Raw genomic sequence first — 24,514 nt, forward strand, 5'->3', positions numbered from 1 at the left:
ACGTACACCTGCCAGTGCGAGCTGAAGTCCACCCGCGCACGCTATCGGCCCGTGATCAGTGCAGCAGGAGCAACACCTGGAGTTCACCCACCAGCCCGCCGATCACCGCGCCGACGGCGATGAGCTTCCATTCGTCCTGCTTGAAGGCCGGCCGCAGGATGCCCTCGAACTCGATCGGCGTCAGCTGACGCATCTTCTCGACGATCGTGTTGCGGACGTCGAGCGCGCCGGTGGCGTAGCTCTCGACGTGTTTCACCGTTTCGGGGAGGTAGGCGATGGCCTTCTCGGCGGCCGCGCGCTTCATCTCCTGGTACTGCTTGCCGCCGATGGTGAGCGCGACCAGCGGCTTGGCGATGCTCGCCTGGGCGTCGATCGTGCGCTGGACCTCGCGGGTGACCATGGCGAACAGCTTGTCCGCGCGCGGGCCGGTGAGCACGGCCTCCATCACGTTCCGCACGGTGAGGACCTCGTCGGCGATCAGCGCGCCGTAGTCGGCGGCGACCTCCTGACGTCGTTTCTGGAACATGCCCTGCCAGCGGAAGAAGCCGAAGCCGCGCGGCTCACGCGGGTAGAAGATCATCTTGAGGGCTAGCCAGTCCGTGACGAAGCCCGTGACAAAACCGAAGACCGGCATGATCAGCGGCTCTTTGGTCAGCGCCCAGGCGACGAACTGGACGAGCCCGATCACGAACCCGAACCAGATCCCCGACCGGGCGATGAACTTGAACTCGGGTGCGGCGACCTCGCGGATCAGCCGGCAGGTCAGCGACTTGTCGCGGACCATGGCGTTGATCAGCATGTCGTTGACGTCGAGGACGTCGTCGATGCTGGTCGAGACCTCCCGCAGGAGCCGCTTGACGACCTCGGGCGCCTGCGCGCGGACCTGGTCGAGCAGCAGGCGCTGCGCTCGCGACGGCAGCAGCTCCCACAGCCGTGGCTGATAGGTCTCCATGACCTCCCGCGTGACCTCTTCGACCGCCTTGAGCAGGGGTGTTTCGAGCTCTTTGACCATTTCTTCCGGGTCGAGGCGGGCGAAGATCTCCTGCGGGTCGACGAGGTTGCGGGTCAGCAGATCCACGGCGGTGGTGGCCATCCGCCGGGAGTTCGCCGGGATCACGCCCTGCCAGCCGAGGAACGGCCTGACACCGGTGAACTCGAGCGGCCGGAACATCATTTCGATCGCCACGCGCTTGGTGAGGTAGCCGATCAGGGCGGCGATGAGCGGCATGGTGGCGTAGACGTGCCAGTGCGCGCCGATGTCGGCGAGGACGGCCCGTATGTCCACAGTGGCCTCCTCGGTCAACCGCTGGTCAACGGAGGTCAGAATGCCAGGTGTCACCGGGGGTTCCCAAATTCGTGATGCATCCGTTTGGCGGTACGTCCGGACGGCCCCTTGCTCATTAAGGTGGCGCGATGGTCGCGCCTGAAAAGAGCCAGCCCGCCCCGAAGACCGCCCAGTTCGCCGTGGGTGTCCGCGGCTACAACCAGCGTCAGGTCGACGAACGCCTCGCCGAGCTGAACAAGGACCTCCGCGAGACGTCCCGCAGCCGCGACGAAGCCGTCGCGACGTCGTCGGATCTCACCAAGGCCCTCTCGTACGCGCAGAAGGAGCTGGCCGAGACGAAGGCCGCGCTCGCGCGGATGAGCTCGAGCCCGTCCGGCGCCGGCGCGATGGCCGAGCGCGTCCGGATGATGATGCAGCTGGCCGAGGAGGAGATCGCCGACCTCCGCGCGGCCGCCGAAGCCGACGCGGCGTCGACTCGCGAGCAGGCCGACAAGTACGCGCACGAGACCCGCCGCACGGCGGACAAGCTGGCGAAGGACGCGGAAGAGGAACGCGCCCGCCTGCGGTCCGAGGCGAAGAACGAGATCGAGAAGCTGAACGCGGCGGCGGGCGCGAAGCGCGTCGAGCTGGCCGCGGCGGCGGAGCGCTCCCGGAAGGAAGCGGACGCGAAGGCCGAGGCGGCGGCGGCCGAGGCCCGCGCCGAGGCGGACCGCGTGGCGGCGGCCGAGCTGGCCCGCCGGAAGAAGGACTTCGACGAGGAGAACGCCCGGAAGAAGCAGGAGACGGAGGCGGCGCTGGCGTCGGCCCGGTCCCAGCAGACGACGGCGGACCAGAACCGGAAGCTGGCGCTGGACCTGCGGTCGAAGGTCGCCGAGCGGATCGCGGCGACCGACGTCGCGGTCCAGGAGGCCATGCGGCTGCTCGCGCCGGTGGAGGAGGCTCCCGCGGCGGGCAACGGCGCGGCTTCGGCTTCGAAGCCTTCTCCGGCTCCCGCCGCCGCTCCCGCCGCTCCCGCCGCGGCCGGGAAGGCGCCGGCCGGAAAGGCGTAAATCCCCCGAGCGGGTAGGTGGCCGTGGCTCGTGGGTGGCTGGCAGTGTGCTCATCAGCTGCTTGATCACCCACGAGACGACGGGACCCGCGCATGATCCTCGAGACCGAGCGGGCCGCCGTGTGCGCCTACGCGCGCCGGATGGTGGGTGACGGCCTGGTCGTCGGGACGTCCGGCAACGTGTCGGTGCGGGCCGGCGAGCTGGTCGCTGTGACGCCGACCGGGGTGCCGTATTCGAGCATGAACCCGGCCGACGTCCCGGTGGTCGACCTCGGCGGCGCGGTGGTCGACGGCTCGCTCAAGCCGACCAGCGAGCTGCCCGTGCACCTGTCGGTCTACTGGGACGTCCGCGACCCGGACAGCGAGCCGGTCACCGCCGTCGTCCACACGCACTCGCCGCACGCGACCGCGGTGTCGACGCTGGTGCGCGAGGTCCCGCCGATCCATTACATCCTCGCGACGATCGGCCCGTCGGTGCGCGTCGCGCGCTACGCGACGTACGGCACGCCTGACCTGGCGGCGGCGGTCCTCGAGGCGCTCGAGGGACGCCGCGGCTGCCTGATGGCCAACCACGGCACCCTGACCTACGGCGACGGCCTCGAAGCCGCCTACCACCGCGCGCAGCAGCTCGAGTGGGCTTGCCGCGTCTGGCTGCTCGCGCAGGGGGCGGGCCGCCCGAGCCTGCTGCCGCCGGCCGAGCTGGCCAACGTCGTCGACCGGCTGCGCGGGTACGGCCAGGGTTAGCGAGGCATGGCGGGGCCGACTTGGTTGAGGACCATGATCAGCCCGACGACGAGCGCGAGGAACCCCACCCCGGCCGGCGGCTTCCCGCCGTGGCGTCCGACCAGGCCGAGGACCAGCGCGGCGATGCCGAGCCCGGGCCGCCGGAGGGTGCGGTCGGGCGGGGCCGCCGGGCCAGGGCTGTTGATACCCATAGGGCGGCGGTTCCCGGACCTGCCTGCGGCCAGGGCGCGCCGACCTGCGGCTCGCCCTGCGGCGGCTCCACATTCTGTCCGAGCGGTGGGCCTCAGTCATGCGAACTCTGCGGTGGCGAGCCGGCTTCACCGAATACCTGCCACCCTCGCGCCCGCCGCGGAAGAATCCGGAAAGACCCTACGACGCCAGTGCGTCCACCGCGTGGACCGCGTCCAGGAGCTCCACCACCGTCGGGTCGTCGACCGCCTCCTTGATGCACTGCCACAGCTGGAGGTTCGCCGTCGCCCAGCGTGAATACGTTGCCGCCGCTTCGGGGTTGTAGAAGTAGTACCCCTCGTCGTGGACGTCGCACTGCTCGCCGACGATCTTGTGGGCCAGCTCGCGCAGGCTCAACCCGTTCTCGCGCAGGTACCGGTGCGCGAGCACCACCGGTGTCACCGGCAGCGCCTTGAACAGCGTGTCCGCGTCGCTCAGCGCCTGCGCCTCCAGCGAAATGTCGCGGCCGCGGGTGGCCATCTCGGCTTCGTCGACGATGTCGTCGATCCAGCGCGCCACCCCGTCGGGCACGCCGCACTCCGCCAGGATCTCGCGGCGGAGACTGCTGCCGGCGGCCGCCGGCGAGTTGCGGAGCACCAGGTAGTTGACGTCGTGCACCAGCGCGGCGACCTCGACCACCGCGCTGTCGGCGCCGTTCGTCCGCGCGAAGGCGGCCGCCTTCGCGCGGACGAAGCTGACGTGGTGCCAGCCGTGGAACTGGAGCCGCTCGGCGTACTGCCGGCACAGCCGGTGCACCCGGTTTTCGACGGCGTCGAGGGTCACCTGGTCGATCGTGCTTTCCTGCGTGCGCATACACCTCTCCCATCCCGGCCGTGGTGTTCAGACGGGTGGAGTAATGGTAAGCGCCGCTGACGCCGGTGTGTAGCTAGATGCGGTCGGCCAATTCCCCCAATCGGCTCTCTACCGGAACGTGACGATGCCCGATTCCGCGCGCTGGATCAAAAGAAAGGCTGAAACTGCTCACCGGGCGTGATTTCACGAGGAAAGTCATCGTCCCGGCGGCCGCCTCGGGGATCCGGTGGAACTCGTCGGCCAGCATGGTGATGCAGGCGCCGGCGCCGCACACCGTGTTGCGCCGCAGCCGGGCGGACGTGATCAGCCCGGTGCCGGTGTCGACCGTCGTTTCGTACCTTTCGTGGAGGTAGTCACCACGGAGGATGGTGGTGCAGAAGTGGTACCTGTGGTTGTGCACGGAATCGGCGTACCCCTCCCGCCAGTCCTCCTGCGCCTTGTATTCGTGCAGCCAGAAGGAAAACGGGTCGGCCGGCGAGTCGAGCAGGCACCAGGCGAAGTGCGTGGTCGTTTCCCGGGACGAGCGCAGCAGTTTCGCGGCCTGCGCGGCGGACAGCGTGCGGAGCTGTGTGCGCAGCTCCTCCCGCAAGCCGGACTGCGTGGCCCACGGCCGGAACCAGCCGTCGACGGCACGCCAGTCGGTGGCCAGTGGGAACTCGGCCGCGCGCAGGCGCGTGGCCAGTTCGGTGACGGGGGACAGACGGGTGAGCAAGGTCAGCTCCCTAGCTCGGCGACTTCGGAGAACTCCGCGCGGAAGGCGTGGAACTTGCCTTCCAGCTCACGGAACTGCTCCTCGGACAACGGGGATCCGGTGATCTTTTCGAACAGCGCCAGGAAATCCGTCCGCGTCGTCGCGGACGTGATGCGGAAGTGGCGGCCGGTCCGGGACTGCGAAACGCGCACGAACTCGGCGCGTTCCATGTTGTAGAGGAAGGAACCTTCGGTGAAGCGCAGGGACCGCGGGTACAGCTTCGTGGCGCCGCGGACGTCGCTGTAGAGCGACACCCACACGCTGTCGTCGAACAGCTCGAGCCGGTCCAGCGGCGGGTCGGCGACCACGGTGATCTCGACCTGCGCGCAGCGGCTGCGCGCCAGGAAGAGGCCGACCAGCCCGATCCGGATCTCTTCGTCGAGCCGGGTCTGGATCTGTTCGTAGTCGACGTCGCCCGCCTCGCGGCGCAACAGGTAGCGGGCGCGCCCGCTGATCGAGTTGGCGTCACGCGGATCGGCGATCACGGCCCGCAGCTCGCGTTCCGTGCGGGAGAGCAGCAGGCGGGCGGCGGCGTGCCGCGCGGAGAAGCCGCGGAAGAAGTACTGCCGGGTCGCGTTGAGGTCGGCCATCAGCCCGCGGTTGAACGCCGGGTCGGGGTCGGTCGTCGCCTCGAACACGTCGGTGGGGAAGAACTCCTTGTTCAGCGCGCGGTATTCGGCGCTGAGGTCTTCCAGCGCGCGCCTGCTCTCCTCGATCACCGGGGTCACCAGCGCCTTCTGCGACGCGCTGGCGGTGATCAAGGTCGTGCCGAACCCGACGATGGCGGAGATCAGCGTGCCGGTGCCCAGGGACGTCACCAGGTTCTTCCCGGTGCCGGCGTCCATCAGGCCGGCGAGCCACAGGCTCAGCCCGGCGACCACGACGAGCACCGTGAGGAGCAGGCTCGTCCGGGTCCAGAAGATCTCCTGCAGCGGGGTACGTCGGAGGCGCCCGCCATCCGCGGCCACGTGCTTCACCTCCCTCGAACCACCCGAACGGACGAGTGCATAAAGTGTCTGTTCGAGCGCGGGGAGTCACTTTACGCGCCTGGCGGGGAGCGCGATATAAGAGATTCGGGGGACAATGCTGACGGACGGACGTCACTCTCGGCAATAACTAACCAGATCGGGAGGTTTTCCGAAAATAGCGGAAAACCATGGTCAGAGCGTCGCCGGGAGCCCCTTTTCGTACCAGCCGGCGCCGGGTTCGGCGTGCATCAGGAAATCCACGACGACCGGTGCGGGCGCCGGGTGGATCTCAAGGAGATCCCGTTCGCCGCGCGCGGTGTCGACCGGCCAGGCCAGCTGTTCGACGTCGAGCGAGAACTCCCCGCGCGCCCCGGTGCGGTTGCCGCGCGCGTCGAGGCGCGCCCACTTGCGGTGCAGGTTCACGGCGTTCAGCCCGTGCAGCGCGGAGAGCTCCTGGTAGCAGAACCCGGCCGGAATCCCTTGTGCCCGCAGCAAAGCGGCCAGCAGGTGTGCCTTGGCGTGACAGATCCCGACCCGCTCGCGGAGCACGTCCGACGCCCGCCAGGTGACCCGCGGATCACCGGCGTCGATCACGTGCTCGATCTCGTCCCGCACGAAGAGGTAGGCGGCCCGCGCGCGCTCGACGGTGTCGCGACTCGTGGACGCCAGCGCGTCGGCTTGCGCTCGGATGGCGGAGTGGTGGTGATCGACAACGGCGTCCGCGACGAGGTAGTCGCTCAGCCGAACGGACGTCGGCGACGGAACGGGACTCATCCGGCCATCGTGACAGGTTCGGCCATTCGGGCGAGAGCCGTTTTTGGCGGCGGCGACGCTCCGCGTTTGCCGATTACGGAACGTAGAAGTCGGGTGGAAAGCCGGTCCACCGCAGTTCGGCGGGCAGGTGGCTCAGGTCGTTGTACGTCAGCAGCGCCGCCGGCCGCCCCGGCGAGTAGCGGATCACGGTGAGCCCGGCGTTGGCGTGGTTGAGCGCGAGCCACCGCCACTTCGGCGCGTCCTGCGAGGCGCTCACGAGCCAGCCGACGAGGAAGTTGTGCGTGACGACGACGTCGTAGCGCGGCTCGGTGGCCGGCACCGGTCCGGTGAACCGCCGCTCGGCTTCGGCGGCGAGCTCTTCGTCGGCGGGCGGCTGCTGGCGCGCGAAGGCGAGCAGGAGATCTCCGGACGTCTCGGGGAGCTCCTCGCGCATCGGCAGGTACGGGACGAAGTCGCCCGCGGCGTTGTCCTCGTGGAGGGGAACCCCGGGCAGCTGACCGGCGATCAGCTGGGCCGTGTGGGCCGCGCGCGGCAGGGGCCCGTGGTGGACGGCGGTGACGGGGACGTCGCGCAGGCGTCGCCCGAGGAGGACGGCCTGGCGCTGCCCGGCTTCGGTGAGGGTGCCGTCCGGGGCCGCTTCGCCGTGGCGGGTGAGGAAGAGGAAGCGCGTCGCGAGCACCGGTCAGCCAACGGGGACGAGCGCGCCTTGCGGGCCGTGGCCCGGCACGAACCGGCTGAGCAGCCGCAGGGGCGCGGGATGGGGTGAGAGGACGATCGAGGCGAACGGCGTGATCGTGTGGTCGCGCCCGCTGTTGGTGTGCAGGTGCACGCTGACGTGCACGTTCCGGTCGGCGGGGATCTCGAAGGTCACCGACCCCCAGGAGACGACGTACTGCCGGCCGTCGATGCTGGCGATCGGCGCGTACGCGAGCACGGTGCTGCCGAGGTGGGGGATCTCGATGGTGAGCATCCGGCGCGGCCCGTCGTGGTGGTCGACGTAGGGGATCACGCCGGGGACCTTGGCCAGATCGGTCGGCTCGGTCATTCTTGCTGCCTTTCCGGACGGGGTCGCCGATCATGCTGCCAGGTCGGTGTCAGCCGGGTGTGCGGTCGGTGCCAGACGGCGGCGACAGGCTCGGGGCATGACGATCATCTTGAAGCCGGGCAGCACCGTGATGTTCACCGGCGATTCGATCACCGATCTTCGACGGCGGGGAGCTGACCGGTGTGGTGGCTGAACACTGGGCATGCCGGGGACAAAGTGGGGGATCTGGAGGCTCGGTGGGAGTCGGATCTGCTGGACGCTCGTCCGGATGTCGTGTCGATTCTCGTCGGGGTCAATGACGTCGGGTGGGCGACTTTGGATCCTTTCGGCCGGGTTGTTCCGGTTGAGGAGTTCGCTGCTCGTTATGACCGGCTGTTGGCTCCGTTGGCTTCTCGGGGGTGGAGCTGGTTCTCATCGAGCCGTTTCTTCTGCCGATCGGGGTGTCGTCGAGAAGAAGCTTCTGAAGATTCGGGCTGTGCGGGGGCTTGCCGATGAGTACGGTGCGCATTTGCTGGCGGCGGACCGGATTTTTGCCGAGCTGTCGGGGAAGGAAGCGCCGGAGTACTGGGCGGATGACGGTATTCATCCGACTCCGGCGGGGCATGCTGTTCTTGCTGACGCTTGGTTGCGGTTGGTTGCTTAGGTTCCCCGACCCGGGCGCGCGATTGTTCCTGGGCCTCGCTGCCTCAGAACTGGTAGTACAAGAATGGGCTGAATGTTCCCGTTGCGATCAGGATTGCCGCGTAGATCAGGCCTACCGTCATCACCCCGATGCGCAATGCCGTGGCCGGCTTGCTTCTCGACGACTCCAGTAGTGGTCCCGTCACCGGGTGCGCCGGCAGTAGGAACACCGCCAACGCCGCCAGCAGCAGTACCAGCCTCTGGTTCGTGAACGCCTGTGCCACCCCCGGGCCCAAGCCGTCGAAGTCGGGGATCAGCATGTGGCCGATCATCGACAGTGCGTGGCCGATGTCCGCTGATCTGAAGAACACCCAGCCGAACACCACCAGGAGCATCGTGAACGCTCGGCGGAGGTAGCGGTGCCAGCGGACCGCCGGGTCCAGGTCCAGGCCGAAGCGGCGCTCGATCACCAGCAACGCTCCGTGGTAACAACCCCACACCAGGAACGTCCATTGGGCGCCGTGCCAGAAGCCTGTCAGGACGAACACTATGCACAGGTTTCGATACGTGCGCGCCGCTCCGTTGCGGTTGCCGCCCAGGGGGATGTACACGTAGTCGCGGAACCAGCGGCTCAAGCTCATGTGCCAGCGGCGCCAGAACTCCGTGATCGTCACCGACGAGTACGGCCTCGCGAAGTTCTCCGGAAGACGGAAGCCCAGCATGCGGCCGAGGCCGATCGCCATGTCCGAATATCCCGAGAAGTCGAAGAACAGCTGGAGCGTGTACGCCACCGCGCCGAGCCACGCCGTCGAGAACGTCATCTGGTCCGATGGGACCTTGAAACACGCCTCGACCAGGGGACTCAGGGAGTCCGCGATGATCGTCTTCTTGCACAGGCCCAGTGCGAACCGGGGGAAGCCGGCCGCGATGTCGTCGAGGCGATGGGATCTCAGCTGGGGGAGCTGGTCGGCGATCTCCCGGTACCGCACGATCGGGCCCGCCACCAGCTGCGGGAACATCGCGATGTACGCCGCGAACGACACCGGGTTGCGCAGCGCCTGGCGCTCGCCGCGGTAGATGTCGACCACGTACGAAATGTGGTGGAACGTGTAGAACGAGATGCCGATCGGCACCACCAGGCTCGCCACCGGGACACTGCCGCCGAACCAGTGGGCGACCGCCGCGATCTGCTGGGTCGCGAACCCCGCGTACTTCCAGATCACCAGCACCGTGACGTCGAGCGCCACGACCGCGATGAGGATCCGGCGCCGGCGGGTGCCGTGGACGTCCCACGGGCTCGGCTCCAGCAGGGGGCCGGCCAGGAAGTTGACCACCATGCAGCCGAGCAGCAGGAACACGAACGGCCCGGCGCCGATCGTGTAGAACAGCAGGCTGCCGACCGCGACGATGCCGTTGCGCCACGTCCGCGGGCACACCAGCACGGCGACGAGCACCGCCGGCATGAAGTACCACAGGAACAGTGGCGAAACGAACGACATCGGGTCCCCTCGGTTTATCCGACGGTGACCTTAACCCGACTGGGTGGTGGTGTCAGACCCGACCGGCGAGACGACGGCGTCGCGCCACCTCGGCCAGCAGCACGCCGGCCGCCACCGAGGCGTTCAGCGACTCCACGCCCGCCGCCATCGGGATCGACACCGTCGCGTCGCACGTCTCGCGGACCAGGCGCGACAGGCCGCGGCCCTCCGAGCCGAGCACGATGACCAGCGGGTCGGCCGCCAGCTCGAGCTCGTCGATGTCGACCGAGCCGTCCGCGTCCAGGCCGACCAGCATCAGGCCGTCGTTCGCCCACGCCTTGAGCTGACGCGTCAGGTTCGTCGCCACCGCGATCGGCAGCTTCGCCGCCGTGCCCGCGCTCGTGCGCCACGCCACCGCCGTCATGCCCGCGCTGCGCCGCTCCGGCAGCAGCACCCCGTGGGCGCCGAACGCGGCCGCCGAGCGGATCACCGCGCCCAGGTTCCGCGGGTCGGTGACGCCGTCGAGCGCGACGAACAGGGGCACCTCGCCCGAGTTGCGCGCGGCCGCCATCAGGTCGTCCGGGTGGGCGTACTCGAACGGCGGCACCTGCAGGCCGAGGCCCTGGTGCACGGCCCGGTTCGTCTTGCGGTCCAGCTCCTCGCGCGGGATCTCCAGGATCGAGATGCCCTTGTCGCCGGCCAGCCGGACGGCGTCGTTCACGCGGTCGTCGATCTCGATGTTCAGCGCGACGTACAGCGCCGTCGCCGGGACGTCGGCGCGCAGCGCCTCGACCACCGGGTTGCGCCCGGCGATCAGCTCCGGCTTGTCGGCCTTCTTCTGCCGGGCCTGGTCGCGCTTGGTCGCGGCGTTGTTCTGGCGGTACGCCTTGTGCCCGGGACGGTCCTCCGCCTTCGGGGTCGGCCCCTTGCCTTCGAGGGCCTTGCGGCGCTGACCGCCCGAGCCGACGACGGCGCCCTTCTTGGTGCCCGTCTTACGGATCGCGCCCTGGCGCCGCGAATTGCCTGCCATGGTGAAAGTTCCTTGCGTTGAAAAGCTCAGTCGGACTTGACTGTCCACTGTGGTCCGTTGGGGGTGTCCTCAACCACGATGCCCGCCTGCGAGAGGCGGTCACGAGCGGCGTCCGCGCGGGCGAAGTCCTTCTCGGCCCGGGCCTGCTGGCGCTCGGCCAGCAGACTGTCGACGAGGAAGCTCAGCGCCTCCTTGGTGGGCGTTTCGGAGCCGCCCGCCTCGGACCAGCGCGCGGACAGCGGGTCGAGACCGAGCACGTCGGTCATCGCGCGGACGGCCGCGGCGAGTTCGAGTGCCTTGGGGGTGTCGCCCGCGTCGAGGGCGGCGTTACCGTCCCGAACCGTGGTGTGGACCACGGCGAACGCCTGCGGGGTGGCCAGGTCGTCGTCCATCGCCGCCGCGAACTCGGCCGGGATCGTGCCCAGTGTCACCTCGCCGGACTGGGCGGCGCGACGCAGGAACGTCTCGATCCGCCGGTAGCCCTGCGCGGCCTCGGACAGCGCGCCGTCCGAGTACTCGATCGTGGAGCGGTAGTGCGGCTGGACCAGGTAGTAGCGCAGCTCCGGCGCGCGGTAGCGCTCCAGCATCGACGGGATCGACACGGTGTTGCCGAGCGACTTCGACATCTTCTCGCCCGACATGGTCACCCAGGCGTTGTGCAGCCAGAACCGCGCGAAGGCGTCGCCCGCCGCGTTCGACTGGGCGCGCTCGTTCTCGTGGTGCGGGAACGCCAGGTCGATGCCGCCGCCGTGGATGTCGAACTCCGCGCCGAGGTACGCCGTGGCCATCGCCGAGCACTCGAGGTGCCAGCCCGGCCGGCCGTCGCCCCACGGGGTCGGCCATGACGGCTCGCCGGGCTTCGCGCTCTTCCACATCGTGAAGTCGCGCGGGTCGCGCTTGCCGCGGGTCGGCGTCTCGCCCTGCTGGACGTCCTCGAGGACCTGGCCGGAGAGCTTGCCGTACTCGTCGAACGACTTGACCGAGAAGTAGACGTCGCCGTCCGCGACGTAGCCGTGGCCGCTCTCGATGAGGCGTTCCATCAGCTCGATCATCTGGGTGACGTGCCCGGTCGCGCGCGGGCTCACCGACGGCGGGAGGCAGCCCAGCTGCTCGTACGCGGTCTCGAACGCGCGCTCGTGCGTGGCCGCCCACTCCCACCAGGGCCGATCGGCTTCGGCGGCCTTGGTGAGGATCTTGTCGTCGATGTCGGTGACGTTGCGGACCAGCAGCACGTCCAGTCCACTGTGGACGAGCCAGCGGCGCAGGACGTCGTAGTTCACGACGCCGCGGACGTGCCCGATGTGCGGCACGCCCTGCACGGTGGCGCCACACACGTAGATCGACGCCGTTCCGCTACGGACGGGGTGGAACTCCCGCACGCTCCGGGTCGCTGTGTCGAACAGGTGTAGGGCCACCCTGAAAGGGTACGGGGCGAGGTGAGGGATCTCGCAAGCACCTGCTGACGGGTCAGCCGACGCCGAACTCCCGCAGCGCCGAGAGCAGGGCATCCGGGCGTTCGCTGGTCGGCAACGGGTCTACCAGCGCGAACTCGCAGCCGAGGGCGCGCGCGCCGCCATCCGCCTCTTCGCTGTCGCCCACCATGAGCGTCTCGGTGGCCGGCACGCCGAGCGCCTGAACCGCAACCCGGAAGATCTCCAGCTCCGGTTTGATCGTCCCGACCTCGAAGGACAGGACGAACTCGTCGACGTAGGCGTCCCAGCCGCGAGTGGTGAACGCGGGCCGGATGTCGAAGGCGATGTTGCTCAGCACGCCGACCTTCAGGCCACCCTCGGCGGCGGCCTTCAGCGCGGCCTCGGTGTCCGGGTAGGGCGTCCACTGGGTGGGGGTGATCAGCCGTTCGTACAGCGCGACGGCCTGTTCGGGCCGCGGGACACCGGACCTCTTGAGAACCTCGAGGTACACCTTCCGGTGCAGCGCGGGGTCGCGGTCGCGGTGCTGCCAGGCGTGCACGTGCTCGGCGTCGAGCTCGACGACCTGCCCGACCGGGGCGGTCATCCGGCGCATCAGCTCGGTCTGCGCCTCGACGTCGAGCGGGCTGCCCTCGTGGTCGGTGAGTTCCGCGAGCCAGGTTTCATCCTGCTCGAGCCGGAACAGCGTGCCGGAGAAGTCGAACAACACCGCCCTGATCGTCATGGTTTCACCCTAACGGGAGCGTCAGGCCGAATGCCCCGTGATGTGATCGGGAACCACCCGCACCAGCACGCGCACGACCTCCGGCGGCTCGGGCGGGAAGACGGCGCCGGTGTACTTGCGGGCCAGCTCGTCGTTCAGCTCGGGCCCGCCTTCGACGGTGACCTCGGCGCGGCCGCGGATCTCGACGTAGTTCTCCGGATCGGCCAGGTCGAAGACGGAGACCGAAACCCGCGGGTCCCGGCGGATGTTGCGTTCCTTGCGCCGGCCCTGGACGGTGACGAAGAGAACGGTGTCCCCGTCCCGGCGAGCCCAGACGACGGAGCTCTGCGGCGAGCCGTCGGCGTTGGTGGTCGCGACGACGGGGTAGTTGCGGCCGTCGAGGAGCGCCTTCGTGGCGTCGTTGAATGTCACACCCATGGTCTGGACCCTATTGGACGTTGCCCGCGACCTTCTCGACGTGGAGGCGGACGATCACGCGCTCGGTCTCGGGGCCCTCGGCGGGCGGGTCCTGGGCGAGGTACTTGTGGCTGAGCGTCTTCGGGAGGGTCTTGCCGGGGTCCGGCTCGATGGAGACCCGGCCGCGCAGCTGGGTGTGGCGGTAGGGGTTGGCGGCGTCGGTGATCGAGACGCTAACGCGCGGGTCACGGCGCAAGTTGCGGACCTTGCGGCGGTCTTCGGTCGCGCTGAAGACGAGGTCACCGCCGTCGAGCCCGACCCAGACGACGGAGGTCTGCGGCGAGCCATCGGCGTCGAGGGTGGCGACGGTGGCGAAGTTCTTGCCGTCGATCAGCGCGCGGACCGCGTCCGAGAGGGTGAGGGCCATATCACGCCGAACCAGCGCCGGCGTGGGCCTATTCCGGCTTCCGGCGGGCTGGTCCCGAACGCTCCAATGTGGCCTTCGGCGCGTTGAACGCACCCAAGGGCCCCTTCGGTGCGTTCAACGCACCCAAGGCCACATTGGGGCGCTGGCAAACCGGCAACAGCCGGAGCCGGAGCTGGAGCCGGAGGCGGGGCCTATTCCGCCGCGAGCAGCAGCGCTGTCGCGAAGGCGGCAATTCCCTCGCCGCGGCCCGTCAGGCCCAAGCCGTCCGATGTTGTCCCCGACACGCTCACCGGGCCGCCGATCGCCTCCGACAGCACCTTCTGCGCTTCCTCGCGCCGCTTTCCGACGTGCGGCGCGTTACCCACGATCTGGACCGACGCGTTCGCCACGCGCCAGCCCGCCGCCGTGATCAGGCCGCTGACCTCGACGAGCATGTCCGCCCCGTGGGCGCCGTTCATGCGGGGGTCGCCCGTGCCGAACACCGCGCCCAGGTCGCCCAGGCCCGCCGCGGACAGCAGCGCGTCGCACAGGGCGTGGGCTGCCACGTCGCCGTCGGAGTGGCCGGCGCAGCCGTCGGCGTCCGGCCAGAGCAGGCCCGCCATCCAGCAGTCGCGGCCCGCCTCGATCGGGTGGACGTCCACCCCGTTGCCGATCCTCACAGCGTCTCCTCGTTCTTCGGGGCCGCCGCGATCGCCTCGGCGAGGGAAAGTTCGAAGGCACTCGTGACGCGCATCGCGTCCGGGTGCCCGGGGACCGTCGACGCGCCGAGGGGAACGGCGAGATCGGCCGACCGGAACGCCGGGACCGTGTAACCGACCGGGGTCTGGGCCGTGCGCAGCCGTGAGCGGTCCTCCGTGCCGACGATCAGCGACGCCGCGTCGGTCACCTTCACCGTGTCGGCCATCGGCAGCACCGGGACGACCACCGGGTGCTCGTCACTCACCGCGGCAATCACGTCACGCACGGTTTGCGCAGGACAGAAGGCCCGCAGAGCGTCATGGAGTAGTACAACTGAGTCATGGGTCAGCTCGGACTCGACGGCGGCGAAGGCCTGCCGCGGCGAGCCGGGGACGACCCGGCAGTCCATGCCCCGGACCGCATCCGAAAACGACAACGCACACCGATGGGGGGCCGCCACGAGCACCGATTCGATTTCCGGTACGTCAAGCAGCCCCCGCACGGTGTGCGTGAGTAGCGCTTCACCATGGACCGGCGTGAGAGCGAGCTCCCCGTCGGAGGCATGATGTGCGACGGTCACGATCGCGACGACGTTCATCGGTTCGCGATCGTAGAGGCACCCGCCCGCCCGTCGAGCAGGATGCCCGGGGTTCAGACCGTCGCGGTTTCCAGAACTTCGTCGAGGAGGACCTCAGCCTTGTCCTCGTCGGTGCCCTCCGCGAGCGCGAGCTCGCTGACCAGAATTTGCCGAGCCTTCGCCAGCATGCGCTTCTCGCCGGCTGAAAGGCCTCGGTCCTTCTCTCGCCGCCAGAGGTCGCGCACCACTTCGGCCACCTTGTTCACATCGCCGGAGGCGAGCTTCTCGAGGTTGGCCTTGTACCGACGAGACCAGTTCGTTGGTTCCTCGGTGTGCGGAGCACGCAGAACGTCGAAGACCTTGTCCAGTCCTTCTTGCCCGACGACATCGCGCACGCCTACGATCTCGGCGTTGTCAGCGGGCACGCGAACCGTGAGATCCCCTTGCGCGACCTTGAGGACGAGGTACTTCTTTTCCTCGCCCTTGATCACGCGGGTCTCGATGGCTTCGATGAGTGCGGCACCGTGGTGCGGGTAGACGACGGTCTCTCCGACCTTGAAAACCATGTGTCCTCTGCCCCTTTCGCTGACTCCATCCTAGCACGGTCCGTCAGCGCCCACCTAGTGACCCGGACTCGTCCTCGCAGGTCAGCGGCCTGGGCGGGGGTTGACAAACGTCGGACCCCCGTGCTCACGCAGGTGGCCGGGGCGGGTGTCAACGGGCACAACGAATTCCTTTGTGGACGGTTGATCTTGAGCGCTACGCGGACCGGTTCCGCGCGGGAGATCGCTCCCGGCTAGTCTTCGCGGGGACGAGGCCGTGAAAAGGGAAGGACTGCGACGTGAGGCTGCAGAATCGTCGCGTGCTCGGCGCGGGCGTGCTGGCGCTCGGTGCCGCGCTCGTGCTCGCCGGGTGCGGGGCCGGCCAGATCACCCAGACCGACACGCAGCAGCCCGCGGTCAACGGCACGTACGCCCAGGTCAAGACCCTTGTCCTGCGTGACGCCGCGGTGCAGTACCCGACGTCCGGCGCGGGCTACGCGACCGGCGCGACCCCGGCGCTGACCCTGACGATCGTGAACCAGGGCGCCCAGGACGACTCGCTCGTCTCGGTCTCGACCGAGGACGGCACCCAGGCGACCGTCGGCGGCTCCAAGGACGTCGTCGCCGGGCACTCCCTGGTGATCGGCCCGGACGACGCCGTCGAGTCCACCAATGAGGCGCAGCCCACTTCTTCGGGTGCGCCGACCTCGTCCTCGGAAGCTCCGACCTCCACCGGCACCAGCTCGACGGGAACCGTCACCGCGACGTCGTCTCCCTCAGCCGAAGCGCCGTCGAGCAGCGTGACGCCGACCGCCGCCCCGGCGACCGTCGGCAAGGGCACTGTGACGCTGGCCGCGCTGAAGCAGCCGCTCTGGCCGGGTCAGGTCATCAAGGTCACGTTCGTCTTCAAGAACGCCGGACCGGTCACCGTCGAGCTGCCCGTGGCGGCGCCGGCGCACGTCAAGGAGTAGGTCCCCGGTTTTGTCGGTGGTCGCCGTTAGCCTCGCGGGGTGAAGAAGGGGACCATCTACCGCTGCGGCAGCTGCGGGTACGAAGCGGCCAAGTGGCTCGGCCGGTGTCCGGAGTGCCAGGAGTGGGGCTCGCTCGAAGAGCGCGGGGCGCCGACCAAACCGGCGATCCAGCGCGTCGCGGCCGGAGCGCCGAGTGCGCCCGCGCGGCCGATCGGCGAAGTCGACGTCGAAGCCGCGCGAGCCCGTCACACCGGCGTCTCGGAGCTCGACCGGGTGCTCGGCGGCGGCCTGGTGCCGGGCGCGGTGGTGCTGCTCGCGGGTGAGCCGGGTGTCGGCAAGTCGACCCTGCTGCTCGAAGTCGCTTACCAGTGGGCGAAAACGGTCGACCGCTCCCTGTACATCACGGGCGAGGAGTCCGCGGGGCAGGTCCGGTTGCGCGCCGAGCGAACGGGCAACGTCCACGACCGCATGTACCTGGCCGCCGAGAGCGACCTTTCCGCCCTGCTCGGGCACGTCGACGACGTCAAGCCGGGTGTGCTGATCGTCGACTCGGTCCAGACCATGGCGTCGCCGCAGGTGGAGGGCTCGCCGGGCGGGGTGACGCAGGTCCGCGCGGTGACGTCCGGGCTGGTCGCGCTGGCCAAGGAGCGCGGGCTGCCGGTGGTGCTGGTCGGCCACGTCACGAAGGACGGCTCGGTGGCCGGCCCGCGCGTGCTGGAGCACCTCGTGGACGTCGTCCTGCAGTTCGAAGGCGACAAGCACTCGACGCTGCGGATGCTGCGCGGCATCAAGAACCGGTTCGGCGCGTCCGACGAGATCGGCTGTTTCGAGCTGCAGGAAGAAGGCATCGTCGGGGTGCCGGACCCGTCGGGGCTGTTCATCAGCCGCACGGCGGAGCCGGTGCCGGGCACGGCGATCACGGTGTCGATGGAGGGCAAGCGGCCGCTGCTCGGCGAGGTCCAGGCGCTGGTGTCGTCGACGTCGGCGCCCCAGCCGCGCCGCGCGGTCAGCGGGCTGGATTCGGCGCGGGTGGCGATGGTCCTGGCGGTGCTGGAGAAGCGCGGCGGCCTGAAGCTCGGCGACAAGGACGTCTACGCGGCCACGGTCGGCGGCATGAAGATCACCGAGCCGGGCATCGACCTGGCGCTGGTGCTGGCATTGACGTCGTCCTTCGGCGACGTCGCGTTGTCACCCCGGCTGGTGTCGGTGGGCGAAGTGGGGCTGGCGGGCGAGATCCGCCGCGTGCCGAGCGTCGGCCGGAGACTGGCGGAAGCGGCGCGGCTCGGGTTCACGCACGCGCTGGTGCCACCGGACTCGGGCAAGCCGCCGGCGGGGATCAGGGTGCTGGAGGTGGCGAACGTCGCGGACGCGCTGAACGCGGCCAGTCACGCTCGCTGATCACCCCGCCGTCCGGGTGATCGCGAACGAGTACACCGTCGGCAGGTCGTCCGGAAGGGGGACCGAACCGTCGGCCCTCGGGACGGTCGTCGTAGTCGTCTGGTGCTCCAGCGTGTTGGTCGGCGGGGGCAGGACCGCGCTCGACGGGGTCTCGGCCGTGCTCACGGGCGGCCCGGGGCGGCTGGTCGTCAGGACGACGTCCGTGCGGTCCTGCCAGGCCAGGAGCACGGCCGTTTTCGGGTCGAGGTACAGGCGCTGGCCGCTGTCCTTGGCGACCAGGACCGTGGCGGGCCGGCCGTCCGGGGTTTGGCCGTCCGGTGCCACGAACCCGCCGGGGATTCCGCCGAACGTGTCCGACAGGGCGAACCGGATGTCCTTGCGGACCAGGCCCGTCTCCAGCGCGGTGCGCACCATCGTGAGCGCTTCGGTGGGGGTGTGCGCCTTCCCGCTGTCCTTCTCGGTGATCGTGTCGAAGTTCAGGCGCTTGGACAGCTTCCCCCGGTCGGGAGTCAGCGAGGCGATGAAGGCCGCGTCCGGGGTCAGCCAGTTCTCGAACGGTGTGTTCCACGTCGGGTTGGTCTGCCCGCCCAGGTTCTGCGTGGTGCCGAACCAGCCGGCCGGGCCGTTCTCGTCGAACGGCCGGAGGCTCAGTTCGGGGTTCTCCGACTTGTCGAGCCCGCGCACGGCGCCCGTCCACTTCGTGCGCCGGTGCCAGACGCCAGTCGGGTCGGCCGGGATCCACAGCTCGACCGACTGCTGGATCTTGACCGGCTTGTCGAGCAGGATCCCGTCCAGCCAGGTGAGCTTCTGCGTGTAGTGGTACTCGCCCGGCGCGAGCGGGCGGTCGACGTCGGGGAGCGTCGCGGCCGGCTGGGCAGGGTCCGAGGGCGGCGTCCGCAGGGACGTGACGATCGCGAGCCCGCCGACCAGCATGACGACGGCCGCGGCCACCGCGATCCACCGCCAGGTCCCGGTCCGGCGGGGCGGGGGTGGCGCCTCGGACGTGCCGGCGGCCGCCATGAGGGACGCGCGGGCGAAGGCCAGCCCGTCGTCGTCGCCGGCGCCGGCGTGGAGGTCCGACAGCGCCGCGTCGAGTTCGGCGTCGGACCAGATCTTCCGGACGTTGTCTTCACGCAAGGTCCTGCACCTCCTCCTGAGCCGGGGCGTTCGTCCTGAGCCAGCGTCTGATCCGGTGCAACCGGGACCGGACCGTACCCGGCGGGATCCCGAGGGCTTCGGCGACCTCGGCCGGCTCGAGCCCGGCCCACGACACGAGCAGCAGCGTGTCGCGGTCGGCCGGGCTGAGCTTGGCCAGCGCGCCGGCCAGCTGCGCCGCGCGGACCTGGGCGTCGACCTGCTCGGCGACGCGGCCGTCGTGCGCGGCGTGGCTGTTTTCCCCGGTGCGCGCCAGCCGCGCGGTGGCCTGCAGCCCGCGCATCTCGGACCGCACGTGGTGGCGCAGCAGGTTGGTCGCGATGCCGTAGAGCCACGACCGCGCAGTGCCCAGCTCCGGCCGGTAGCTCTCGCGGCGCCTGAGCGCGACGAGGAAGGTCTCGGCGACGAGGTCGTTCGCCGGTTCGGCGCCCACGCGCCGCGCGAGATACCGCCGCAATGCGACGGCGTGGGCGTCGAAGAGCCGGCCGAACGCCGGCCCGGGATCGGCTCCGCCCAGGTCAGGGCGGTCGTGCCCCCAGATCTCGGCTCCCTCGTGGATCACCTGCATGCCCCCTGTTGCCCGCAGTGTCCACGAGCGTTCACGGCCATGATGAGAAGAGCGTCCGTTTGAGGGAGGGCTTGCGGCGTGTCTGTTGACGATCTGCTCAAGGCCGTGGCTGTGAGCATAGGGAACGCGGGGAAGGCGAAGGAGTGCTATCGGGAGGCTGAGCAGCTGCTCACCGAGGCTTGCGACGCGCTGACTGCGGCGACCAAGGGGTCGCGCGCTCCGGAGCCGGCCGCCGCTCGGAGTGAGCTGGGTGCGGTTCTCTCTGGGATCCAGGAGGTGCATCGGAAGGTCATCGTGGCCATCAGCCGGTTGGAGACCTACGCGAGCCGCATCCGTGGCGAGGATGGCGAAGGCGCTGCCCAGACGGCTAAGCGCTACACCAACGAGCATGGGGACTGCTACCCGCCGGAGGCTGCCGAACTTGCGAAGCGCCTACCCAAACGAGTGATCCCGCGGACCAACGACCGGACTGTCGGTGTTTGTCCGCCGCAATGGCCGGTACATGATGACGATCAGATCCGGAAGCACTGGTGACGCGCTGGCCAAAGACGCTGAGGTGTTGCTCAAGTCGATCGGCCTCAAGCCAAATTTTCTCCGGCACCACGTGGAAATCAAGCTGGCGGCGTTGATGCTGCAGAAGCCATACCTCACCGACCTTGAGGTGGCGATCAACTACACACCCTGCGGTATCGAAGAGCAGAAGGAGCTGGCCGTGGTGTGCGACACGGTGCTGACCAGGCTGTTTCCTCGGGATGGTGATCGAAGTTTGACCGTCTATGGTACTTACCAGAACAACGAACCATTCCGGAAGCACTACGGGAGAAGCAAGCCGTGACCTCTGAGTTCGACATCGAGGTCGCCCGCCGTGATCAGCGGACGACTCTCGCTCTCCTGCGTTCGTTGCCGGATCCCATCGAGTTCGTGCTTTCCGCCGCGTACACCAGGCCAGAGACCGGTGAGGTCTGCGGGTACATCTGGGAATTCTGGAGTGGCGAACTCAATCGGAGCTCACAGCTCGCCCTCGGCATCCGGGGTGACTGGGGGGCCTTGACCTGGACAGGCGAAAGCATCAAAGAAAGCTACGTGCCGACGGGAACCGATGAGAGCGGTGAGTTCCATGACTACTGGCTGGGTGGTCACTCGACCGGCTTCTACAGCGGCTCCGAGATCCCCGTCGGGTACGTCTTCGCCGCGCTGGGCGAGTTCATCGTCACCGGTGAACGGCCCAAGCTCATCAACTGGGTCCACGCGTCGACGATCCCTGAACGCGAGGTCGTTCCGGACGAGACTGACCTCGAGGCGCAGCGGGCGCTCGAGGAGATCGAGCGGGAGCTGGGGCTGAGGTAGCCCGGAACCTACCTTCGGTGTGATCCATTCAGGGCAGGTGAGAGACGGAAGTGATCCGCTGCCCGGATCATCCCTCAGTGAGGCGTTGGCCAACCGACGTCAAAACTGGGGAAGGACTGTCATGCGCAGATTCCGGTTGGGATTCGTCACGCTCGTGGCCGCCATGGGGCTCGTCGCGCTGCCCGCGGTGGCGCAAGCCTCCACCGAGGCCGTGCTCAACATCCAGTACCAAGTGCAGCAGACGGGCTATTGGTGCGGCCCGGCTGCCACCCGCATCGCCATGTCCGCGCGGACCGGGAACCTGCCGAGCCAGGGCACGCTCGCGTCCCAGCTCGGCACGACCACCAACGGCACCGACTGGATCGGGCAGGTCACCGGCGTCCTCAACCGGGATCTCGGCACCTCCTGGTACGAGACCAAGGAGATGCCGAACGACCCGCCGACGCAGGCCCAGCGCGACCTGCTGTGGAACGACATCGTGCTCGACATCAACAACGGCTACGCGATCGTCGCCAACATCGTCGCGCCCGCGAACAACCACCCGCCGGGCTACCCGAACTACACGATCTACCACTACTTCACCGTGATCGGGTACGACAGCTCCGACCGGACGGTCAAGATCGCCGACCCGGCGAGCTTCGGCGGGAACCAGATCTACTGGCTCGGCTTCGACCAGCTCGCGACGCTGATCCCGCCGAAGGGCTACTCCGCCTAGATCCCCAGCAGTCCCCAGTAAACCGCCCAGGGGACGAACACGACGCCGCCCGCCAGGAGCACGCCGAGCCGTGGGGTGCGGTGCCGCCACCACGCCATCGCCGTGCCGATGGCGGCGGCCACCGCACCCAGCGACAGCAGCTGCAACACCAGCCACGGCAACGGCCGGCCGGCGAGCACCGGGCCCAGGCTCCGGCCCATCGTCACCTGGGTCAGGACGTCGAACGCCAGGAAGCCCAGTACCGCGAGCAACCCGGTCACCGCCAGCCGGCGGGACGGCCGCGCCGCGCCGCGGCCCAGCCCGAAGCCGAACGCCACCAGCAGGAACACCAGCACGACCAGCTGCAGCCACGTCGATTCGTACCAGGCCAGCGGGGTCACCGCGGTGCTCGGCCGGTCCTGCGCCGGCGCCGGGTCGGCGGACGACGCGCCGGGCGGGTTGTGCACCCACGTGCCCACCAGCTCCAGGTAGCCGGGCGCGTACCCGGGCAGCTTGTCGTAGCCGTCGGTGGTGCGGCGCAGCTGGTGCTGGGCGTCCGGGAAGACCCGCAGCGTGGACCGGCCGACGGACTCCCGGAAGATCCGGACGGCCTCACCCGGCGGCGTCAGGACGTCCTTCGCGCCCCACAGCCCGAGCACCGGCTGCCGCAGGCTCTTCAGCACCGGCACCGGGTCGTAGTGCGCCTCCGGGAACACCCCGCCACCGACGAGCTGACGCATCATCGTCGACGACGCCATCCGCACCATCGACCCGGCCATTCCCAGCTGCCGCAGCTGGTTCTCGATCGCCCACGCCTGTTGCCGCGACGGTTCGACGCCGTTCGCCCCCAGCGTCACGACAAACGCGACGTCGGCGGACTTCGAAGCCGCCAGCGGCGCCACCCAGCCCCCTTCGCTCAACCCCCAGACGCCGACCCGCGCCGGATCGACCTCGGGCCGTTTCCGCAACGCCTCGACCGCCGCCAGCGCGTCGTCCGCCAGCGTCGAGTAGGAACGCGAGAACTGCGAGTACCCCTCGGTGCGCTTGTCGTAGATGAGCGTCGCGATGCCTTCTCGCGCAAAGGCTTCCGCCTGGTCGCGGTAGTCCTCCCGGCTGTGCGCCCCCGAGCCGTGGACCATCACCAGGCCCGGCAGCTTCGACCCGCCGGGTGGTGCGACGACGGTGCCGTGCAAGGTCACCCCGCCGTTCGTGAACGTCACGTCCGAGCCGCCGGCCGCCGAAGCCGGTGGCGCGGAAAGTGCCAGGATCACCCCGGCCAGCAGTAGAGCCCCTCTTCGCATGTGAGATCCCCTGTCATGTCGTTTCCCCTGGGTCCGGGAACGCGAGCAGGCGCACGAGCACGCGCCGCGCATCCGGTGACCGGTCGTCCTCGGGCCGCCAGTGCCGGCGGAACAGCTCCATGTAGTCGTTCCAGAACGCGAGTAGCTCCTCGGCGGTGAGCCAGGTGCCGCCGCGTGCGTAGAGCAGTGCGTCCGGCCAGTCGCCGGGCAGTTCGTCGCGCGTCTCCGCGAACCGGTTGAGCTTTTCGAGGTCGTCCTCGAACCCCTGGCGCTGCATGTCGTCGAACAGCACCTGGGATTCGGCGCTCTGCTCGCTGCGCCGCGGCCAGCGGATGTCCCGCGGCCGCGTGCGCCACCACCGTTCCTTGCCCCGCGCGAGCTCCGGGACGTCCTCGACGAACCCGAACCGCGCCAGCTCCCGCAGGTGGTAGCTGGTCGCGCCGGTGTTCTCGCCGAGGGTCTGGGCGAGCTTCGTGGCGGTGGCCGGGCCCGCGGACAACACGCCGAGTATCCGGCGACGCAACGGGTGCGTGACGGCCTTGAGGGCGTCCGGGTCGAGCTCTTCCGGTGGTGGAGCGCTGGTCATGACCCCAAGGTAGCCGTGCAAAGGAAATTGTGCAAAGAAATCTGTGCACGTGGGATTCCCGAGTCGGCGGACCCGTCTCTTACTATCCGTGCCCATGTGGTTCCGAGGGGTCAGCCGTGGGTGAGCCGAACCTGCCCGCCCGGCAGATGGGGCGCCAGCTGAAGCGCATGCGCGAGCGGCTGGGGATGACTCAGGAAGAAGCGGGCGCGCCGCTGCGCATGTCGACGAGCAAGCTGTCGCGCATCGAGACGGGGTACCTGCCGCCGTACCACGACTTCCGCGCGCTGCTGGACCGGTACAACGTGGTCGTCTCGGACTGGGACGAGTACATCTCCGCGTATGACCGGGCCAAGGAGAAGGGCTGGTGGCACCACTACGGGGTGGGAAATCGCGGGTTCCTGCCCATCGAGGCGGAAGCGAGCGCGGTGAAGGAGTTCCAGTTCGGCTACATCCCCGGACTGCTGCAGACCGAGGCCTACGTGCGCGAGGTCTATTCGGGTGCTCGGCGGCCGATGAAGCCGAAAGTGCTGGAAAACGAAGTCACCGTACGGCTGCTGCGGCAGCTGCGGCTCACCGACGCGCCGGTGCTCAGCTACCACGTGATCATCGACGAGAGCGCGCTCCGGCAGCCGATCCTCTTCGGTGACGCCCGGGGCGAGCAGTTTCGCGCGATCGTAGAGCGGGCGGCGCTGCCGAACGTGACCATTCAGGTGGTGCCCGAAGGGGTCGGCGCCTATGACGGTCAGGTCGGCAATGTGGTCGTGGCGAGCTTCGACGACCCCGCAGAGGCGGATGTCGCCTACATCGAGCACATGCTGGGGTCGGTTCACCTTGAGAAAACGGACGAGGTATCCGCTGCTAAGCTGGCCTTCAAGGATTTCGCCGATCGGGCCTTGGATGCGGAGGATTCGATCGCGCTGATCGAACGGCTGTGA

The 24,514-nt window shown here is 69.2% G+C and carries 31 protein-coding genes; 10 read left to right on the forward strand and 21 right to left on the reverse strand.

The features are described 5' to 3' along the window. Window positions 1–55: 55 nt before the first annotated feature. Window positions 56–1,285 carry a DUF445 family protein gene (locus tag ACZ61C_RS00820; RefSeq protein ID WP_465302730.1) on the reverse strand — a complete coding sequence of 410 codons (1,230 nt, stop codon included), beginning with the start codon at window positions 1,283–1,285 and terminating at the stop codon, window positions 56–58. A gap of 128 nt (window positions 1,286–1,413) precedes the next feature. Between ACZ61C_RS00820 and ACZ61C_RS00825 the strand changes: the two genes are divergently transcribed. Together ACZ61C_RS00825 and ACZ61C_RS00830 are read left to right on the forward strand one after the other, a co-directional pair. Further along, window positions 1,414–2,334 carry a coiled-coil domain-containing protein gene (locus ACZ61C_RS00825; RefSeq protein WP_465301391.1) on the forward strand — a complete coding sequence of 307 codons (921 nt, stop codon included), beginning with the start codon at window positions 1,414–1,416 and terminating at the stop codon, window positions 2,332–2,334. Between the two features lie 92 nt (window positions 2,335–2,426). Next, on the forward strand, window positions 2,427–3,077 hold the full coding sequence (locus ACZ61C_RS00830; protein WP_465301392.1) for a class II aldolase/adducin family protein: 651 nt from the start codon (window positions 2,427–2,429) through the stop codon (window positions 3,075–3,077). Here ACZ61C_RS00830 and ACZ61C_RS00835 read toward each other — a convergent pair. The 7 genes from ACZ61C_RS00835 to ACZ61C_RS00865 all read right to left on the reverse strand — a co-directional run bounded on the left by ACZ61C_RS00835 (window position 3,074) and on the right by ACZ61C_RS00865 (window position 7,656). Then, a complete protein-coding gene (locus ACZ61C_RS00835) occupies window positions 3,074–3,268 on the reverse strand; it encodes a hypothetical protein (protein ID WP_465301394.1) in 195 nt (64 codons plus the stop codon). The two genes, ACZ61C_RS00830 and ACZ61C_RS00835, sit on opposite strands and share 4 nt — an antisense overlap. 178 nt (window positions 3,269–3,446) lie before the next feature. Further along, complete coding sequence (locus tag ACZ61C_RS00840) at window positions 3,447–4,118, reverse strand: HD domain-containing protein (protein ID WP_465301396.1); 672 nt, start codon at window positions 4,116–4,118, stop codon at window positions 3,447–3,449. Between the two features lie 73 nt (window positions 4,119–4,191). After that, complete coding sequence (locus ACZ61C_RS00845; RefSeq protein ID WP_465301398.1) at window positions 4,192–4,830, reverse strand: hypothetical protein; 639 nt, start codon at window positions 4,828–4,830, stop codon at window positions 4,192–4,194. Window positions 4,831–4,832: 2 nt separating this feature from the next. Continuing rightward, entirely contained in the window at window positions 4,833–5,846 is a 1,014-nt protein-coding gene (locus tag ACZ61C_RS00850; RefSeq protein WP_465301400.1) for a hypothetical protein, read from the reverse strand. A 183-nt stretch (window positions 5,847–6,029) separates the two neighbouring features. Then, the gene (locus tag ACZ61C_RS00855; protein ID WP_465301402.1) at window positions 6,030–6,611 is read right to left on the reverse strand and encodes a transglutaminase-like domain-containing protein; all 582 of its coding nucleotides are present in this window, start codon (window positions 6,609–6,611) and stop codon (window positions 6,030–6,032) included. 73 nt (window positions 6,612–6,684) lie between these two features. Beyond that, window positions 6,685–7,290 carry a histidine phosphatase family protein gene (locus ACZ61C_RS00860; protein WP_465301404.1) on the reverse strand — a complete coding sequence of 202 codons (606 nt, stop codon included), beginning with the start codon at window positions 7,288–7,290 and terminating at the stop codon, window positions 6,685–6,687. Between the two features lie 3 nt (window positions 7,291–7,293). Beyond that, window positions 7,294–7,656, reverse strand: coding sequence for a hypothetical protein (locus ACZ61C_RS00865; RefSeq protein WP_465301406.1), 363 nt, complete (start codon window positions 7,654–7,656; stop codon window positions 7,294–7,296). A 216-nt stretch (window positions 7,657–7,872) separates the two neighbouring features. Between ACZ61C_RS00865 and ACZ61C_RS00870 the strand changes: the two genes are divergently transcribed. Continuing rightward, window positions 7,873–8,151: an SGNH/GDSL hydrolase family protein gene (locus ACZ61C_RS00870; protein ID WP_465302732.1), complete on the forward strand. Its 279-nt coding sequence runs from the start codon at window positions 7,873–7,875 to the stop codon at window positions 8,149–8,151. Window positions 8,152–8,342: 191 nt separating this feature from the next. Here ACZ61C_RS00870 and ACZ61C_RS00875 read toward each other — a convergent pair whose 3' ends face one another. The 9 genes from ACZ61C_RS00875 to ACZ61C_RS00915 form a co-directional block, all read right to left on the reverse strand. Next, window positions 8,343–9,776: an MBOAT family O-acyltransferase gene (locus tag ACZ61C_RS00875; RefSeq protein ID WP_465301407.1), complete on the reverse strand. Its 1,434-nt coding sequence runs from the start codon at window positions 9,774–9,776 to the stop codon at window positions 8,343–8,345. Between the two features lie 52 nt (window positions 9,777–9,828). Further along, complete coding sequence (rlmB, locus tag ACZ61C_RS00880; RefSeq protein WP_465301409.1) at window positions 9,829–10,785, reverse strand: 23S rRNA (guanosine(2251)-2'-O)-methyltransferase RlmB; 957 nt, start codon at window positions 10,783–10,785, stop codon at window positions 9,829–9,831. Window positions 10,786–10,811: 26 nt separating this feature from the next. Next, window positions 10,812–12,200 carry a cysteine--tRNA ligase gene (cysS, locus tag ACZ61C_RS00885; RefSeq protein WP_465301411.1) on the reverse strand — a complete coding sequence of 463 codons (1,389 nt, stop codon included), beginning with the start codon at window positions 12,198–12,200 and terminating at the stop codon, window positions 10,812–10,814. Window positions 12,201–12,252: 52 nt separating this feature from the next. Next, entirely contained in the window at window positions 12,253–12,939 is a 687-nt protein-coding gene (locus ACZ61C_RS00890; RefSeq protein ID WP_465301413.1) for an HAD family hydrolase, read from the reverse strand. A 21-nt stretch (window positions 12,940–12,960) separates the two neighbouring features. Next, window positions 12,961–13,356, reverse strand: coding sequence for a PPOX class F420-dependent oxidoreductase (locus ACZ61C_RS00895; protein ID WP_465301415.1), 396 nt, complete (start codon window positions 13,354–13,356; stop codon window positions 12,961–12,963). Window positions 13,357–13,366: 10 nt separating this feature from the next. Then, on the reverse strand, window positions 13,367–13,762 hold the full coding sequence (locus ACZ61C_RS00900; protein ID WP_465301417.1) for a PPOX class F420-dependent oxidoreductase: 396 nt from the start codon (window positions 13,760–13,762) through the stop codon (window positions 13,367–13,369). Between the two features lie 191 nt (window positions 13,763–13,953). Continuing rightward, a complete protein-coding gene (gene ispF, locus ACZ61C_RS00905) occupies window positions 13,954–14,421 on the reverse strand; it encodes a 2-C-methyl-D-erythritol 2,4-cyclodiphosphate synthase (RefSeq protein ID WP_465301419.1) in 468 nt (155 codons plus the stop codon). Next, the gene (locus tag ACZ61C_RS00910) at window positions 14,418–15,038 is read right to left on the reverse strand and encodes an IspD/TarI family cytidylyltransferase (protein WP_465301421.1); all 621 of its coding nucleotides are present in this window, start codon (window positions 15,036–15,038) and stop codon (window positions 14,418–14,420) included. Before ACZ61C_RS00910 ends, ispF begins: the two co-directional genes overlap by 4 nt. 53 nt (window positions 15,039–15,091) lie before the next feature. After that, the gene (locus ACZ61C_RS00915) at window positions 15,092–15,583 is read right to left on the reverse strand and encodes a CarD family transcriptional regulator (RefSeq protein WP_004559016.1); all 492 of its coding nucleotides are present in this window, start codon (window positions 15,581–15,583) and stop codon (window positions 15,092–15,094) included. Window positions 15,584–15,858: 275 nt separating this feature from the next. Here ACZ61C_RS00915 and ACZ61C_RS00920 point away from each other — a divergent pair, with 275 nt between their 5' ends. Both ACZ61C_RS00920 and radA read left to right on the forward strand, forming a co-directional pair. Beyond that, the gene (locus ACZ61C_RS00920) at window positions 15,859–16,530 is read left to right on the forward strand and encodes a hypothetical protein (protein ID WP_465301423.1); all 672 of its coding nucleotides are present in this window, start codon (window positions 15,859–15,861) and stop codon (window positions 16,528–16,530) included. A gap of 39 nt (window positions 16,531–16,569) precedes the next feature. Next, entirely contained in the window at window positions 16,570–17,928 is a 1,359-nt protein-coding gene (radA, locus tag ACZ61C_RS00925) for a DNA repair protein RadA (protein WP_465301425.1), read from the forward strand. Here the strand turns inward: radA and ACZ61C_RS00930 are convergent, their stop codons facing one another. Both ACZ61C_RS00930 and ACZ61C_RS00935 read right to left on the reverse strand, forming a co-directional pair. After that, window positions 17,929–19,065, reverse strand: coding sequence for a CU044_5270 family protein (locus ACZ61C_RS00930; protein WP_465301427.1), 1,137 nt, complete (start codon window positions 19,063–19,065; stop codon window positions 17,929–17,931). After that, window positions 19,058–19,651, reverse strand: a complete 594-nt coding sequence (locus ACZ61C_RS00935) for an RNA polymerase sigma factor (protein WP_465301429.1) — start codon at window positions 19,649–19,651, stop codon at window positions 19,058–19,060. The genes ACZ61C_RS00930 and ACZ61C_RS00935 overlap by 8 nt, the downstream gene beginning before the upstream one ends. 78 nt (window positions 19,652–19,729) lie before the next feature. Here ACZ61C_RS00935 and ACZ61C_RS00940 point away from each other — a divergent pair, with 78 nt between their 5' ends. The 4 genes from ACZ61C_RS00940 to ACZ61C_RS00955 all read left to right on the forward strand — a co-directional run bounded on the left by ACZ61C_RS00940 (window position 19,730) and on the right by ACZ61C_RS00955 (window position 21,713). Continuing rightward, window positions 19,730–20,185 carry a hypothetical protein gene (locus ACZ61C_RS00940; RefSeq protein ID WP_465301431.1) on the forward strand — a complete coding sequence of 152 codons (456 nt, stop codon included), beginning with the start codon at window positions 19,730–19,732 and terminating at the stop codon, window positions 20,183–20,185. Further along, a complete protein-coding gene (locus ACZ61C_RS00945; RefSeq protein ID WP_465301433.1) occupies window positions 20,154–20,486 on the forward strand; it encodes a DddA-like double-stranded DNA deaminase toxin in 333 nt (110 codons plus the stop codon). Before ACZ61C_RS00940 ends, ACZ61C_RS00945 begins: the two co-directional genes overlap by 32 nt. Beyond that, window positions 20,483–20,998, forward strand: a complete 516-nt coding sequence (locus ACZ61C_RS00950; protein WP_465301435.1) for an Imm1 family immunity protein — start codon at window positions 20,483–20,485, stop codon at window positions 20,996–20,998. Before ACZ61C_RS00945 ends, ACZ61C_RS00950 begins: the two co-directional genes overlap by 4 nt. Before the next feature lie 121 nt (window positions 20,999–21,119). Next, a complete protein-coding gene (locus tag ACZ61C_RS00955) occupies window positions 21,120–21,713 on the forward strand; it encodes a C39 family peptidase (RefSeq protein WP_465301437.1) in 594 nt (197 codons plus the stop codon). On the opposite strand, the gene ACZ61C_RS00960 is transcribed toward ACZ61C_RS00955, so the two are convergent. Together ACZ61C_RS00960 and ACZ61C_RS00965 are read right to left on the reverse strand one after the other, a co-directional pair. Beyond that, window positions 21,710–22,993 (reverse strand): alpha/beta hydrolase family protein, encoded by a 1,284-nt coding sequence (locus tag ACZ61C_RS00960; RefSeq protein ID WP_465301439.1) that lies wholly within the window; start codon window positions 22,991–22,993, stop codon window positions 21,710–21,712. The genes ACZ61C_RS00955 and ACZ61C_RS00960 overlap by 4 nt on opposite strands. 13 nt (window positions 22,994–23,006) lie before the next feature. Continuing rightward, window positions 23,007–23,579, reverse strand: a complete 573-nt coding sequence (locus tag ACZ61C_RS00965; RefSeq protein WP_465301441.1) for an ArsR/SmtB family transcription factor — start codon at window positions 23,577–23,579, stop codon at window positions 23,007–23,009. A 116-nt stretch (window positions 23,580–23,695) separates the two neighbouring features. On the opposite strand from ACZ61C_RS00965, the gene ACZ61C_RS00970 reads away from it, so the two are divergent. After that, window positions 23,696–24,514, forward strand: a complete 819-nt coding sequence (locus ACZ61C_RS00970; RefSeq protein WP_465301443.1) for a helix-turn-helix domain-containing protein — start codon at window positions 23,696–23,698, stop codon at window positions 24,512–24,514.

Source organism: Amycolatopsis sp. NPDC104587, from assembly GCF_055583645.1.

Coding starts and splice junctions, on each gene's coding strand:
- ACZ61C_RS00865 (WP_465301406.1), bottom strand. CDS start 7,656: ATGACCGAGCCGACCGATCTGGCCAAGGTCCCCGGCGTGATCCCCTAC.
- ACZ61C_RS00840 (WP_465301396.1), bottom strand. CDS start 4,118: ATGCGCACGCAGGAAAGCACGATCGACCAGGTGACCCTCGACGCCGTC.
- ACZ61C_RS00895 (WP_465301415.1), bottom strand. CDS start 13,356: ATGGGTGTGACATTCAACGACGCCACGAAGGCGCTCCTCGACGGCCGC.
- ACZ61C_RS00890 (WP_465301413.1), bottom strand. CDS start 12,939: ATGACGATCAGGGCGGTGTTGTTCGACTTCTCCGGCACGCTGTTCCGG.
- ACZ61C_RS00835 (WP_465301394.1), bottom strand. CDS start 3,268: ATGGGTATCAACAGCCCTGGCCCGGCGGCCCCGCCCGACCGCACCCTC.
- ACZ61C_RS00900 (WP_465301417.1), bottom strand. CDS start 13,762: ATGGCCCTCACCCTCTCGGACGCGGTCCGCGCGCTGATCGACGGCAAG.
- ACZ61C_RS00935 (WP_465301429.1), bottom strand. CDS start 19,651: ATGCAGGTGATCCACGAGGGAGCCGAGATCTGGGGGCACGACCGCCCT.
- ACZ61C_RS00830 (WP_465301392.1), top strand. CDS start 2,427: ATGATCCTCGAGACCGAGCGGGCCGCCGTGTGCGCCTACGCGCGCCGG.
- ACZ61C_RS00945 (WP_465301433.1), top strand. CDS start 20,154: ATGATGACGATCAGATCCGGAAGCACTGGTGACGCGCTGGCCAAAGAC.
- ACZ61C_RS00965 (WP_465301441.1), bottom strand. CDS start 23,579: ATGACCAGCGCTCCACCACCGGAAGAGCTCGACCCGGACGCCCTCAAG.
- ACZ61C_RS00915 (WP_004559016.1), bottom strand. CDS start 15,583: ATGGTTTTCAAGGTCGGAGAGACCGTCGTCTACCCGCACCACGGTGCC.
- ACZ61C_RS00825 (WP_465301391.1), top strand. CDS start 1,414: ATGGTCGCGCCTGAAAAGAGCCAGCCCGCCCCGAAGACCGCCCAGTTC.
- ACZ61C_RS00955 (WP_465301437.1), top strand. CDS start 21,120: ATGCGCAGATTCCGGTTGGGATTCGTCACGCTCGTGGCCGCCATGGGG.
- ACZ61C_RS00875 (WP_465301407.1), bottom strand. CDS start 9,776: ATGTCGTTCGTTTCGCCACTGTTCCTGTGGTACTTCATGCCGGCGGTG.
- ACZ61C_RS00855 (WP_465301402.1), bottom strand. CDS start 6,611: ATGAGTCCCGTTCCGTCGCCGACGTCCGTTCGGCTGAGCGACTACCTC.
- rlmB (WP_465301409.1), bottom strand. CDS start 10,785: ATGGCAGGCAATTCGCGGCGCCAGGGCGCGATCCGTAAGACGGGCACC.
- ACZ61C_RS00910 (WP_465301421.1), bottom strand. CDS start 15,038: ATGAACGTCGTCGCGATCGTGACCGTCGCACATCATGCCTCCGACGGG.
- ACZ61C_RS00960 (WP_465301439.1), bottom strand. CDS start 22,993: ATGCGAAGAGGGGCTCTACTGCTGGCCGGGGTGATCCTGGCACTTTCC.